At 69.3% G+C, this 12,329-nt stretch carries 13 protein-coding genes; 1 reads left to right on the top strand and 12 read right to left on the bottom strand.

Annotation, left to right across the window (positions count from 1 at the left end):
- Positions 1-11: 11 nt before the first annotated feature.
- From AB0H84_RS36295 to AB0H84_RS36265, 7 genes are all read right to left on the bottom strand, one after another.
- Entirely contained in the window at positions 12-986 is a 975-nt protein-coding gene (locus tag AB0H84_RS36295) for an ABC transporter permease subunit (protein WP_357614720.1), read from the bottom strand.
- A gap of 60 nt (positions 987-1,046) precedes the next feature.
- Positions 1,047-2,492: an extracellular solute-binding protein gene (locus AB0H84_RS36290; RefSeq protein WP_357614717.1), complete on the bottom strand. Its 1,446-nt coding sequence runs from the start codon at positions 2,490-2,492 to the stop codon at positions 1,047-1,049.
- 116 nt (positions 2,493-2,608) lie between these two features.
- The gene (locus AB0H84_RS36285; RefSeq protein ID WP_357614714.1) at positions 2,609-3,223 is read right to left on the bottom strand and encodes a DUF624 domain-containing protein; all 615 of its coding nucleotides are present in this window, start codon (positions 3,221-3,223) and stop codon (positions 2,609-2,611) included.
- Between the two features lie 138 nt (positions 3,224-3,361).
- The gene (locus tag AB0H84_RS36280; RefSeq protein ID WP_357614711.1) at positions 3,362-4,018 is read right to left on the bottom strand and encodes a DUF1961 family protein; all 657 of its coding nucleotides are present in this window, start codon (positions 4,016-4,018) and stop codon (positions 3,362-3,364) included.
- An 81-nt stretch (positions 4,019-4,099) separates the two neighbouring features.
- Positions 4,100-5,119: a LacI family DNA-binding transcriptional regulator gene (locus AB0H84_RS36275; RefSeq protein ID WP_357614708.1), complete on the bottom strand. Its 1,020-nt coding sequence runs from the start codon at positions 5,117-5,119 to the stop codon at positions 4,100-4,102.
- A gap of 366 nt (positions 5,120-5,485) precedes the next feature.
- Positions 5,486-6,097, bottom strand: coding sequence for a Uma2 family endonuclease (locus AB0H84_RS36270; protein WP_357614705.1), 612 nt, complete (start codon positions 6,095-6,097; stop codon positions 5,486-5,488).
- Between the two features lie 101 nt (positions 6,098-6,198).
- Positions 6,199-6,873 (bottom strand): acVLRF1 family peptidyl-tRNA hydrolase, encoded by a 675-nt coding sequence (locus AB0H84_RS36265; RefSeq protein ID WP_357614703.1) that lies wholly within the window; start codon positions 6,871-6,873, stop codon positions 6,199-6,201.
- Positions 6,874-6,991: 118 nt separating this feature from the next.
- Between AB0H84_RS36265 and AB0H84_RS36260 the strand changes: the two genes are divergently transcribed.
- Positions 6,992-8,017, top strand: a complete 1,026-nt coding sequence (locus AB0H84_RS36260) for an EAL domain-containing protein (protein ID WP_357614700.1) — start codon at positions 6,992-6,994, stop codon at positions 8,015-8,017.
- Between the two features lie 3 nt (positions 8,018-8,020).
- Here AB0H84_RS36260 and AB0H84_RS36255 read toward each other — a convergent pair whose 3' ends face one another.
- The 5 genes from AB0H84_RS36255 to hisG all read right to left on the bottom strand — a co-directional run bounded on the left by AB0H84_RS36255 (position 8,021) and on the right by hisG (position 12,321).
- Entirely contained in the window at positions 8,021-8,626 is a 606-nt protein-coding gene (locus AB0H84_RS36255) for a response regulator transcription factor (RefSeq protein WP_357614697.1), read from the bottom strand.
- Positions 8,623-9,765, bottom strand: a complete 1,143-nt coding sequence (locus tag AB0H84_RS36250; protein ID WP_357614694.1) for a sensor histidine kinase — start codon at positions 9,763-9,765, stop codon at positions 8,623-8,625. Before AB0H84_RS36250 ends, AB0H84_RS36255 begins: the two co-directional genes overlap by 4 nt.
- Entirely contained in the window at positions 9,762-10,496 is a 735-nt protein-coding gene (locus AB0H84_RS36245) for an ABC transporter permease (protein WP_357614691.1), read from the bottom strand. The genes AB0H84_RS36250 and AB0H84_RS36245 overlap by 4 nt, the downstream gene beginning before the upstream one ends.
- Positions 10,496-11,380 (bottom strand): ABC transporter ATP-binding protein, encoded by an 885-nt coding sequence (locus AB0H84_RS36240; protein WP_357614688.1) that lies wholly within the window; start codon positions 11,378-11,380, stop codon positions 10,496-10,498. The genes AB0H84_RS36245 and AB0H84_RS36240 overlap by 1 nt, the downstream gene beginning before the upstream one ends.
- A 95-nt stretch (positions 11,381-11,475) precedes the next feature.
- Positions 11,476-12,321, bottom strand: a complete 846-nt coding sequence (gene hisG / locus AB0H84_RS36235) for an ATP phosphoribosyltransferase (RefSeq protein ID WP_357614685.1) — start codon at positions 12,319-12,321, stop codon at positions 11,476-11,478.
- Between the last annotated feature and the right edge of the window lie 8 nt (positions 12,322-12,329).

The following is a 12,329-nucleotide window of genomic DNA, read 5'->3' as shown; positions in this document are numbered from 1 at the left end:
TCCCTCGCTCCCTAGAACAGTCCCCGCTGGCCCATGCGCTTGGCCAGCCAGTTGGAGCCGAAGATCAGGACGACGCCCGCAATGCCCTTGAACAGGCCGACCGCGGTGGCGTAGCTGTAGCCGCCCTGCGTGACACCGACGTAGTAGACGAAGGTGTCGAACACGTCGGCGACCGAGCGGTTGAGCGAGTTGGTGAGCAACCAGATCTGCTCGAAGCTCTGGTCGAGCAGGTTCCCGGAGGTGAGGATGGCCATGACCACGATCGTGGGACGGATGGCGGGCAACGTGACGTGCCAGAACTGCCGGAAGCGGCCGGCGCCGTCCATGCGCGCGGCTTCGTACAACTGCGGGTCCACGCCCGCAAGGGCGGCCAGGTAGATGATCGTTCCCCAGCCGGACGTCTTCCACAGCAGCTGCAAGATGACCAGGGGCCGGAACCACTCCGACTGTGCGAGGTAGTCGACCTTGGCACCGCCGGTCAGGTCGCGGATCCACCCCGCGATCACGCCGAAGTCCACCGAGAACAGGATGTACGTCAGCGAGAAGACGATCGTCCAGGACAGGAAGTGCGGGATGTAGATCAGCGACTGCACGTACCGCTTGTAGACGTTGATCCGCAGCTCGTTCAGCATCAGCGCGATGATGATCGGCGCGGGGAAGACGAAGATCGCAGTCAGCAGCGCGAGGAACAGCGTGTTGAACAGCAGGCGACCGAAGTCCGGCCCGGTGAACAGCTCCTCGAAATGCTTCAACCCGACCCAGGGGCTGTCGGAGTAGCCGAGGAACGGCACGAAGTCCTGGAAGGCGATGGTCAGGCCGTACATCGGCAGGTACTTGAAGATGACAAAGTACGCCAGACCAGGCAGGAGCATCACATACAGCCAGCGGTAGCGCAGCAGCGCCGAGCGTACCGTCCCCTTGCCCCGTTTACGCCTGCCTGCCGTGGGGGCCGCCTTCGTGGCAGGCGGCGCCAAGTCAGTGGCCACAGCGGCCTCCTTTCGCGGGGAGGGGCCCGGGGTGTTCCCGGGCCCCTCAGTGAATTCGGCTCAGCCGCCTACGCCTAGCTTGGAAATGCGGTCCTGGAGCTCGGCGAGGACCTGGGTGCCCCCGCTGTCGTACCAACGCTTGATCTCGGCCTTGAACTGGTCCTCGTTGATCTCACCTGCCAGGTACTTGATCCGGGCGTCGGTGGGGATCGGGTTGAGGGTGGCACCCTTCTCCACCAGGGTGGGTGAGATCACCGGCAGGGACGGGTCGTGCACGGCGGTCTCGAGGTCGAGCTTCGCCACCTCGTCCCGGTACTTCATCCACTCCTGCTCGGCCTTGCTCGGGCGCTTCCACTCGTACGCCTCACCGGCGACGCCGACGCTGGAGGTCATGCCAAGCTGGATGAAGGCCTTCTCCACGTCGTTGTTGATGGTCTTCATCGCCGGATCCTGGTCGTTGATCTTGGCGGCGAAGCCGTCCTCGACCTTGAAGTTGCGCCCCTCGATCCCGTTGTTGACCAGGATCGAGCCCTCCTTGGACGCCAGCTTGTCCAGAACCTTGAGCACGTCGTCGAGCTGCTGCTCGGTCCGGATGCGCTGCTTGGAGATGGACACGATGCCGTTGAAGCCGGTGAAGGGGAGCGAGAACTTCTTCCCGTCGGGCCGCTTGAGGTTGCCGGCCATGGCGACCTTCTTGTCGTAGGTCGTCGGGTCCAGTTCCTTGAACTTGTCGAACAGCGAGCCCACGCGGACGTTGACGTCGATCGTGATGCCGCCCTTGCCCTGGATGAACGGGTCATCCCACTTGGCGGTGTCGAGCGTGGCCCAGTCGGGGTTGGTCAGCCCCTCGTCGATGAACTTCTTGATGTACTTCTGGGCCTCCCAGAACTCCGGGACGTCGAACTCGGGGACGAGCTTGCCGTCCCGCATCCCGTAGTCGTTCGGGGCGCCGAACCAGACATCGATCGCGTTGTAGGGGCTCGAGGCGGAGAAGTTGACCCCCGGCCACTTCGGCAGGATCAGACCGTAGGTGTCCTTCTTGCCGTTGCCGTCCGGGTCCTTCTCGGTGAACGCCTTGGCGATCTGGTAGAGGTCGTCGGTGGTCTCGGGCAGCTTCAGGTTGAGCTTCTCGAGCCAGTCCTTGCGGATCATGATCGCCGAACGCAGCAGGGGACGCACCCGGTAGATGCCGTAGTTCTTGCCGTCGGTCTTGGAGTTGAGCCAGGCCTGCTCGGACTTCGGCTTCAGGTTCGGATACTTGTCGAGCTTGTCGGTCAGATCCCAGAACGCACCGGCCTGCGCGGCCTTGACGAACGACGGGCCCTTGTTGTCCTGGATCACCATGACGTCGGGGATCGAGCTGGACGCGAGCGTGACGTTGGTCTTCTCGTTGTACTCGGCGTTCGGGACCCACGTGATGTTGAGCTTCTTGCCGACCAGCTTCTCGACCGCCTGCTGGATCTCCCCCTTGGGATTGGGAGCGGTGCCGAACAGCGGGACCATCATGGTCAGCGTGTTGCCGTCAGCTTCACCGCCGTCACTGCCGCCTGAGCAGGCCGAAGCCGTGAGTGCGGCCGCTAGCGTTAACACCCCGGCAATGAGCCGCCGGCGACGGGATGCGCTCATGAGTTCCCTTTCGAATGCAGTTGCGCCTCGTTCTCCTGGAAGAAGCGCTGGCAGAGCCACGTATTGAGGTAGATCCACGCGCCGAAGCTGATCAACACGGCGAGGACGGGTGCCGCCGAGGTCGCGTAGGCGATGGTTGAGAGCGCTAGCAGCAACAGCACGGACGAGGCCGGACGCATGAGCGCTAGCTGTGCGGCCTTGGGCCAGTAGGCCCGCAGCGGCAGGTCGTAGTGCGCGTAGAGCGGCCCTACGTACGCTCCCACACCGGCCAGTGCGATGAGCGCCACGAAGGTCGCGATCCGCAACGCTCCCATGCTGGGCCCGAGTGCGGAGAGGTACAGGTAGTTGCCGACCAGGACGGTGGCCAGCGCCGCCGCCGGCAGGACCAGCAGCGAGGCCCGGACGAATTCCCGTCGGTAGACGGTCCAGAATTCGGTCCAGTCATGAAACGTTTCATTGCGAGCATGCCGCCGAGCCAGCGAGTAAGCGGCCACGGTGGCGGGCCCGAGCCCGAGAACCACGCCTCCAGCGAGCGTGAAGACGAGCCACATCAGGTTGAGGCGGACCGCCCAGATAAGCTCTGAGCAGGCAGCTTGGATCCTGATCGACATGGCGGGATGATTCATCCGGCACCACCTCTCGTGGCATGTGCACGGATACGGGGGTGGGGTTGTTGCACCGTGGTTCCTGCCCAGTTACGGGCCAGTGAACGGCGGTTGGTGCGAAATTAGTGTTGAATCGACTCAAAGTCAATGACGAGAGACCCGGAGATTTGCGTACTCTCCGATCAGCGGTGCCATCTGCCGAAACCCGACCTTGCCTCCTGCCAGGGCCGGACCGCCGATCGAGCCGTCGTCCTGCCACCGGAACGAGACCAAATCGTTGACCGCGAACGTGATCGTCCCGGCCTTGACCTCGAGGCGCATGGCGTACGGGCCTTCGGCGTCGAGCACCGCCGGGAGCGGGTCGGGACCCTGCGCGACCAGGTGGAAGCCGTGGCTCTTGCGCAGGTTGCAGGTGTGCAACGAGCGTTCCGAGGCCCACATCCGGCGGAAGTAGGAGACGTGGTAGGCGTCGATGTCGCCATGGTGGTACTGGTCGTAGGGACCGGTGCGCGCCGCCAGGCCGGGGTCGAACAGGTCCTCCCCGTTCCTGCCTCTGGCGTGGAAGAACATGATGGCCAGGCCCGGCTCTCTTATGGGCCAGAAGTCCCACTCGATCCGCACGTCGGCGGGGAACTCCTCGGGGCACCAGAGCACCAGGTTGGCCGCCTGGCCGTCTGAAGGCGGTCTGAGGCTCTCCAGGCGCAGGCGTCCCTGCGGGAAGGACGTGGCGCCGTCGCCCTCCATGCGGAAGCCTGCCAGGTCAGCGGGGGTGGCCAGGGGGTTGCGGTAGAGCTCGGTCAAGGGGACTCCTACAGCGCGCTCGTCCGGTTCAGGGCAGACGGCAGCGCTGAATGAAACGGTTCATGGAAGGACGGTGCCGGGTCAGGCGTCGCGGCGCCGCGCGCTCGACTCGCGGATCACCAGGTCCGGCTGGAAGATGACCTGCCTGTGCCGGTGCTGCTCGGGGTCCGCGACCTCCTCGAGCAGCAGGTCGATGGCCGTACGCCCGAGCAGCTCACGCGGCTGCCGGACGGAGGACAGCGGCACCGCCGCCGCGGCGGCGAAGTCGATGTCGTCGTACCCGATGATGGCCAGGTCCTCGGGCACGCGGAGTCCGTGCGTCGCCATGGCCTGTAAGAAGCCCAGCGCCATCATGTCGTTCGCGCAGAACGCCGCGGTGGGGCGCTCCTCCGGGGGCAGGGCGGCCACGCGCTCGCCGACGGCCCGGCCCTCCGCGACGGTCAGCGTCGGGGACGTGGAGGTGAGCAGCTCGACGGCGCCGTCGGCGGCCGCGACGGCGCTGCTGACGCCCGCGTGCCGGTCCGCCACCTGTCTGATGGACGTCGGCCCCCCGACGAACAGGATCCTGCGATGCCCTCTCTCGATCAGGTGGGCGCCGGCGATCTGCCCGCCGAGCCTGTCGTCGACCGCCACCGAGCACTGCAGCCCGGTCGCCGGGCTGTCGACCAGCACCACGGGCGTGCCGCGGCCGGCCAGCTCCTCCAGCCAGGGGCTCTCCATCTCGACCGGGGTGATCAGTATGCCCATGACCCGCTGCTGTTCGAGCTGGTCGAGGTGGCGGCGCTCGCGGCCGGGGTCGCCGGCGCTGTTGCAGAGCACCACCATCGAGTCGTGGTCGTCGGCCACCGACTCGGCGCCCTGGGCCACGTCCACGAAGAACGGGTTGGAGACGTCGAGCACGACGAGGCCGACCGTGCGGCTACGGCCCACCCGCAGGTGGCGGGCCACCTCGTTGCGGACGAAGCCGAGCTTCTTGATCGCTTCGAAGACGCGTTCGCGTGTGGCAGGGGACACGATCTCCGGGCGGTTGAGCACATTGCTCACCGTGCCCACAGAGACGCGCGCCAGCTGCGCGACCTCCTTGATGTTTCTGGTCGCCATCGATCCTCACGAGGCCGTGCTGCTCTTGGATGCAGAAAACGCTGGTGGACCGCTGGGCGCGGCCCACCGTGAACTCTGGCATCATAGCGGCATTCAAGATTCTTTTGAATCGTCTCAAACTCTCAAAGCGGTCACGAGGGGCCGTGAGGGGACATCGCGTTGAATCAGCGCGCGACCTTCAGACCGGGTCGACGACGCGCGTCCGGGTGACGCGGAGGACGCACGACGGAGTGTCTCGAGGATGGGCGGCTTCGGATCAGGCACTGCCAGGAACGGCTCAGCCTCCAGCGCGAGCAGCGGGTGAAGCACTGCTGCGACCCCCGCCCGCCGCTGTGCGTCCCTACGAGGTCGTCACTTCGAGAGGTCTTAAAGCTGGGAGAAGATGGCGGTATCGAGGTCAAAGCCGATCGGGTCGGGAATGTGCACCGTGGAGCCCATGGCGACGCGGGTGACGGTCTGGTATTCGCCTTCTTTGGCGTCGCTGAGCACAGTGACGGTGGGCGGTGTGGCGATCGGGTCCACCAGAAGCATGACCGGAACGCCGCCTGCGGCGTACATGGGAGGCTTCTTCACCCGATCGTCTTCGGCGCTGCTCGGCGAGATCACCTCGGCCACCATCAACAGACTCGAAGACAGCAACTCCCGGTCGCCCCAGCGACGGCAGTCAGGCGGGGCGACCACGAAATCGGGCTCGAGCGGGGTCCGCGGTCCATCGATGCAGACGTCCACATTGCCCGCGAAGCCGTCCCAGCCGCGTTCAACGAGCAGAGGAAGCAACGCACGGTAGATCAGCATCGCGATTCTCGCATGCTCGGGGGTGCCGACGGGGCTCACGATCAATCTTCCATCGATGACTTCGGTACGGAGGCCCGGAAGGGGCGGCAGCGCGTCGAACAGCTCGCGGGCTGTGGCGGGTAGCGGTGCGGTGTCGGTCTCGGGCGTGAGCCTGCAGGGCCGCCTGCGTGATGTCATGACCATGTTGGGCTCCCTACGTGTTCGTACAGACACGAAGAGTATCGCATCGCTGGCAAGCCGCACAGAAAACCGCCCACTGGACGGCCGCGGTAAGAACCTCGAGGTCATCCCGGAGGGGTGACGCCGGAGGGATCCACCACGCGGACACGGACCGCGCGGAAGGTGGCCGGGGTGTCGCGGAGCACGGCCAGCTTCGGATCCGGGACTACCACGAACGGCTCGACCTCCAGCGCGAGCAGCGGGGCGAGACGCCGGTCGTCGCGCAGGGCGTCCACGGCCCGGCGGTCCCCGCCCAGCACCACCCCGTCCAGCTCCCCCAGGTACGGCGTCAGCACCCGCACCGCCGTCTCCACCGCGTCGTCGTACGCCTGGGCCGCCTGGTTGCGCCGGCGCCTGGCGAAGCGCTGCTGCGACCACCCGCCGGCCGCCGTGCGCCCCTGCACCAGCCGCGACCCCACCTTGGAGGCCACCAGCGACGCCCCGGAGAAGACCCCGGCCGCGTAGCCGCCGAGCCGTACCAGGAACACCCCCACCCGCCGCTCCGCCCGCGCGTGGGCGACGAGCCGGGTGACGTGCGGCGGCCCCGGCGGCGTCATGGGCGGGAACGGCACGTGCAGCTCGGCCAGCGCCCCGTCGGCGGCCTCGAGGCGGACGACCCGGTCGTCACCGGAGGCCGAGAAGGGCCCGTGACGGTCCGCGAACCCGTCGATCCACGGATGCAGGCGCTCCGGCGGCACCGTCACCCACCGGCCGCCGCCCCTGGCCGGACGCGCACTCATGCCCCGAAGGCTAACGGAAGGCGGCCGCTCCCCGGCGCCCGCGGAGTCAAAGCGAAATGTCGGTTAATTCTGGCTCGCGGGGCTTCTGCGCCCTCCGCTGTTGGAGCAGCATCTGAACGTGTCCTCCCTGCTCACCAGCCCGGTGGTGGATCTCGACACCGGGGCGGTCATCGCCCACCCGGCGGTCGTCGACTCCGCGGGCACGCTCAGGGCGGCCCCTCTGCCCATGGTGCTGGAGCTGCCCGTCCGCGTCGTGCTGGCCGGCGCGGGCGCGCTGGCCCCGCTGCACGAAGCCCTCAGAAGGGCGGGCCGGCATCCGCGCGAGGCCATCCTGCTGCTGACGGGACCGTGCCAGGAGCAGGACCGCCCGCTCCTGAGGGTGGGGCTCGACGGCCTGCGCACGATCGGCTACCTCCTCGGCTTCGCCGACGTCGGGACGGTCGGCGCGGCCCTCGACCTGGCCACGGAGGCGGGCCCGTACCTGCTGGCCCTCGATCCCGAGCTGGTCGCGCGCATCCCCGGCGACCACCGCGCGTCGGCGGTGGCGCGGGCGGTGGTCACTCTCGCCCGCGGCATCGGCGCCCACGTGCTCGCGCCGGGCGTCGAACGCGAGCCGCAGCTCGCGGCGGCCCGCGGCCTCGGCGTACGCCTCGCGCACGGCCCCCTGCTCGCCCCCGGACCTGACGGCAAGGTACGGGTGCCGCTGCCCGTCACCGACGAGCCCTCCGCGGCCATGCTGGGCCCGCGCGTCCAGGAGCTGCTCATCCCGGCGGTGACGCTGCCCGCGGAGGCCAAGGCGGAGGAGGCGGTCAAGGCGTTCGGGCAGGAGCCGACGATCACCAGCGTGATCCTGGTGGACGAGTTCCAGCGGCCCAAGGGCAGCCTGGACCGGAGCCGCTTCCTGCTGTCGTTCGCGGCCCGCTACGGGCACGCCCTGCACGGCCAGAAACCGGCGCGGCGGCTGGCCGACCCGCCGCGCACGGTGCCGCGCACGACCCCGGCGATCGCGGCCATGCAGGCCGCGGGCAGGGACGCGGCCCGCGTCTACGACGACCTGGTCGTCACCGACGAGATGAACCGCTGCCTCGGCATCGTCCGCGTCTCCGACCTGATCAGGCAGGTGACCTCGGCCGGCGGGCACTAGCCGCTAGAGCCAGCCCTGCGTCTGGGCGCGCTGCACGGCCTCGATGCGGTTGCGGGCGTGCGTCTTCTGGATGGCCGACGACAGGTAGTTGCGCACGGTCCCCTCCGACAGGTGCAGCTTGTGCGCGATGTCGCCGATGGTGGAACCGTCCGCCGCCGCCCCCAGCACGTCCCGCTCCCGCCCCGACAGCGGGTTGGGTCCCGCGCTGAGGGCGGCCGCCGCCAGGCCGGGGTCGATCACGCGCTCCCCCGCGTGCACCCGCCGGATCGCCGCCGCCAGCTCCCTGGCCGGGCTGTCCTTGACCAGGAACGCCGACGCTCCCGCCTCCATGGCGGTACGCAGGTAGCCGGGCCGCCCGAACGTCGTCAGGATCATCACCCGGCACCCCGGCACCTCCCGGGTGATCTTCGCGCAGGCCGCGAGCCCGTCCATGCCGGGCATCTCGATGTCCAGCAGCGCGATGTCGGGCCGGGTCTCGGCCGCGACCGCCACCGCCTCCATCCCGTCGGCGGCCTCGCCGGCCACCTCGATGTCGGGCTCCAGGCCCAGCAGGGACGCCAGCGCGCCGCGTACCATGCCCTGGTCCTCGGCCAGCATCACGCGGATCACTCGGACGCCTCCGTCCCGGCCGGGACCAGCACCCGCAGGCGGTGGCCGCCGCCCGGCAGAGGGCCGGCCGCCACCGTGCCGCCCGCGCCCTCCACCCGTTCGTGCAGCCCGCTCAGGCCGCTGCCCATCTCGTACGGCCCGTCGCCGCCTTTTCCGTTGTCCACGATCTCCAGGGTGGCCTGCCGGCCGTCGTACGTCACCTTGATCTCGCAGCGCGTGGCCCGCGCGTGACGCACGACGTTGGTGGTGCCCTCGCGTACGGACCAGCCGAGCAGCCCGTCGATCAGGCTCGGCAGCGGCGTGCCCGAGACCCGGACCTCGGCCGCCACGCCCGCCGCCCGTAACACGGACCTGGCGCTGTCGAGCTCCTCCGGCAGGCTCCGCTGCCGGTAGCCGGTGACGGCCTCGCGCACCTCCTCCAGCGCCTTCCTGGCGACGGACTCGATGTCGGCGATCTCCTTGTGCGCCTGCGGCGAGCCCTCGGCCAGCCGCCCGGCCAGCTCGCTCTTGAGCACGATCAGCGACAGGCTGTGCCCCAGCAGGTCGTGCAGGTCGCGGGCGATGCGCAGCCGCTCCTCGGTGGCCGCCAGCCGGGCCACCTCGCCCTGGGCCTCGCGCAGCTTGACGGAGAGCACCCTGGTGTTGCGCACGCTGATGAACAGCACCCCCAGCGTCACCACCTGCAGCCCCAGCACGATCATCGTGTCGGCTTCGGTCCGGTTGACCAGGCCGGCGCCGACGACGACCGCGAGGCTGGTGAGGACGCCCCAGACGGCCCACAGGGGCGGCAGCGTGAACCCGTACAGCACGACGCAGTAGACCGGCAGGCTCAGCCAGGAGCCGCCGAAGGCGAGCGCGCCCGCCACGCCCAGCACGCTGGTCACCACGAGCAGCGGGTACGTCAGGCGGCTGCGCTCGAAGAAGCTCCTGTTGGCCACCACCGTCGCCAGGAAGGACGAGACGAAGGCGACGAGCAGCGCCGCCGCCCAGACCGCCCGGGCGCCGGTGAGGTTGCCCGACAGGATGTCGGTGACGGGGAAGACCAGGTAGACCATGCCCACGGACACACCGAGCAGCCGCCGCTTGCGCGACGGCTTGCGTTCGGCGTCCCCGAAGCTGATCTTGTCGGCGAAGCTCATGCCCGTACGGTAGCCCGCCGGTAGAGGAAGACGGCCACGGCTCCCAGCGCGACCCCCCATCCGGCGACGACCAGCACGTCCGTCATGGGCAGGCCGTGGCCGGCGGCGAGGCTCTGGCCCAGCCGGGCGTAGTGGAAGGAGGGGGTGAGCTCCGCGATCGTGCGCAGGGTGTCGCCGAACACCTCGGGCGGGAACCACAGCCCGCCGGCGATCGCCAGCGCGAACATGCAGAGCATCGCGGCCGGCTGGGCCGCGTCCGCGGACAGCACAGAGCCGATGGCCAGCCCCAGCGCGACGAACGGCAGCACGCCCAGCCACATCGCGAGCAGCACGGACGCCCACGTGCCGGGCGACAGCGACACGCCCTGCTGCACCACCGCCACCACGCTCACCAGCACCAGCGAGGGCAGCACGAGCAGCATGGCGGTGCCCAGCTTGGTCGCGATGATCATCCAGTTGGGCAGCGGGGTGATCTGGAGCTGGCGCAGCCACCCGGACTGCCGCTCGGTGGCCCACGGCACCGCCGTGCTCATCATGGACGAGGCCAGCGCCCCGTAGGCGGCCATCGAGACCATCAGGATGACGCTGTACCGCACGCCGCCCGCGTCGGTCTGCTTGCCGTAGATGTTGGCGTTGATCACGTAGAGCAGGACGGGGAAGGCGACGACGAAGATGAGGTAGCGCCGGTTGCGCAGCATCCTCAGCGCCTCGGTCTTGGCGTAGTAGAGCATCAGGACTCCTTGGTGAGGGCGAGGAAGGCGGCTTCGAGGTCGGCGCCGGAGACCTTCAGCCCGCGCACGTCGAGCGCGGTGCCCCGGTAGAGCCCGGCGAGGGTGGCGTCGGTGTCGGTGGTGTGCAGGGTGACGATGCCGGCGACGACCTCCACCACGGTGACCCCGGGCAGCCGGTCGAGGCCGGCCGCGGGCTGGTCGCCGAGGGAGAAGCTGACGGTGTGGCCGCCCGCCGCGGCCTTGATCTCGGCGGCGGTGCCGTCGGCGGCCAGCCGCCCCTTGGCGATGACGATCACCCGGTCGGAGTGCTCGTCGGCCTCCTCCAGGTAGTGGGTGGCGAACAGCACGGTCCTGCCGTCTGCCGCGTAGTCGTGCATGCCGGCCCAGAACCGCAGCCTGGACTCCACGTCCATGGCGGCGGTCGGCTCGTCGAGCAGCAGGATCCTGGGCGCCCCCGCGATGGCCAGGGCGAACCTGACGCGCTGCGACTGGCCGCCGGACAGCTTGTTCGCCCGGCGGTTCGCGAGGTCGGTCAGGTCGGCCAGCTTGAGGATCTCCTCGAGGCCGAGTGGCCGGGGGTAGAGCCGGCGTACGAGGTCGATGAGCTCCTTGACGGACAGCTCGGGGATGAGCGCGCCGTTCTGCAGCATCGCGCCCATCTCGCCCGCTCTGACCGCCTGGTCGGGGGTTCGGCCGTGGATGGAGACCGTGCCGCGGGTGGGCTTGAGCAGGCCAAGCAGCAAGTTGATGGAGGTCGACTTGCCGGCGCCGTTGGGGCCGAGCAGGGCCACGGTCTTGCCGGGCTCGATGGCGAGCGAGAGGTCGTCGACGGCGAGCACGTCCCCGTAGTGCTTGCTGACGTGGTCGAACACGATGGCGTTCATGAGAAGAACGCTAGAGGCCGGGTTTTCCGGGGGTAAGTGCGATCCCTCCGGCGTCGGCCATGACATTTGTCAGACCGGCGCCGGAGGGCGAGGAGTCACAGGCGGCAGGCGTAGATGTCGGTGACCAGGATGGCCCGCGCGCCGATGTCCCAGAGCTGGTCCATCACCCGCTGGTGGCCGTGGCGGCGGACCATGGCCCGCACGGCGACCCAGCCCTCGCGGTGCAGCGGCGAGACCGTGGGGCCCTCCATGCCGGGCGTGAGCGCGATGGCCTCCTCGATGCGCTCGGCGCGGATGTCGTAGTCCATCATGACGAAGTCGCGGGCGTGCACGACGCCCTGGAAGCGGCGGACGAGCTGGTCGACGGCCTGCGTCTCGGGCGAGCCCTGCTGCTTGATCAGCACGGCCTCCGAGCGCATGATCGGCTCGCCGAACACCTCGAGGCCGACGTTGCGCAGCGTGGTGCCGGTCTCCACGACGTCGGCCACCGCGTCGGCCACGCCGAGCCGGATGGCGGTCTCGACGGCGCCGTCCAGCTTGATCACGCGGGCGTCGACGCCCTGGTCGGAGAGGTACTTGTCGAGCAGGCCCGCGTAGGAGGTGGCGACGCGGCGGCCGTTGAGGTCCTCGGCCGAGGTCATCGTGCCCGCCGCGGCGGCCAGGCGGAAGGTGGAGGCGCCGAAGCCGAGCGGCATGATCTCCTCGACCGGCGCGCCGGAGTCGACCAGCATGTCCCTGCCGGTGATGCCGGCGTCGAGCGTGCCCTCGCCGACGTAGACGGCGATGTCGCGGGGGCGCAGGAAGAACAGCTCGCAGTCGTTGGCCTCGTCGACGACGACGAGCTCCTTGCTGTCCCTGCGGGGCCGGTAGCCGGCCTCCTTGAGCATCTGCTGGGCGGCCTCGCTGAGCGCGCCCTTGTTCGGTACTGCCAGACGCAGCATGTCAGGTC

Source organism: Nonomuraea sp. NPDC050786, from assembly GCF_040654115.1.
GTDB lineage: Bacteria > Actinomycetota > Actinomycetes > Streptosporangiales > Streptosporangiaceae > Nonomuraea.
Note: the sequence above shows the minus strand (reverse complement) of the source record. Positions and strands in the feature narration are given on the sequence as shown.

What these genes read in the sequence shown, in the direction of transcription:
- AB0H84_RS36275 (WP_357614708.1), bottom strand. Translation starts at nt 5,119, where the DNA reads ATGGCGACCAGAAACATCAAGGAGGTCGCGCAGCTGGCGCGCGTCTCT.
- AB0H84_RS36270 (WP_357614705.1), bottom strand. Translation starts at nt 6,097, where the DNA reads ATGGTCATGACATCACGCAGGCGGCCCTGCAGGCTCACGCCCGAGACC.
- AB0H84_RS36240 (WP_357614688.1), bottom strand. Translation starts at nt 11,380, where the DNA reads ATGAACGCCATCGTGTTCGACCACGTCAGCAAGCACTACGGGGACGTG.
- AB0H84_RS36285 (WP_357614714.1), bottom strand. Translation starts at nt 3,223, where the DNA reads ATGTCGATCAGGATCCAAGCTGCCTGCTCAGAGCTTATCTGGGCGGTC.
- AB0H84_RS36250 (WP_357614694.1), bottom strand. Translation starts at nt 9,765, where the DNA reads ATGAGCTTCGCCGACAAGATCAGCTTCGGGGACGCCGAACGCAAGCCG.
- hisG (WP_357614685.1), bottom strand. Translation starts at nt 12,321, where the DNA reads ATGCTGCGTCTGGCAGTACCGAACAAGGGCGCGCTCAGCGAGGCCGCC.
- AB0H84_RS36290 (WP_357614717.1), bottom strand. Translation starts at nt 2,492, where the DNA reads ATGATGGTCCCGCTGTTCGGCACCGCTCCCAATCCCAAGGGGGAGATC.
- AB0H84_RS36245 (WP_357614691.1), bottom strand. Translation starts at nt 10,496, where the DNA reads ATGCTCTACTACGCCAAGACCGAGGCGCTGAGGATGCTGCGCAACCGG.
- AB0H84_RS36265 (WP_357614703.1), bottom strand. Translation starts at nt 6,873, where the DNA reads ATGAGTGCGCGTCCGGCCAGGGGCGGCGGCCGGTGGGTGACGGTGCCG.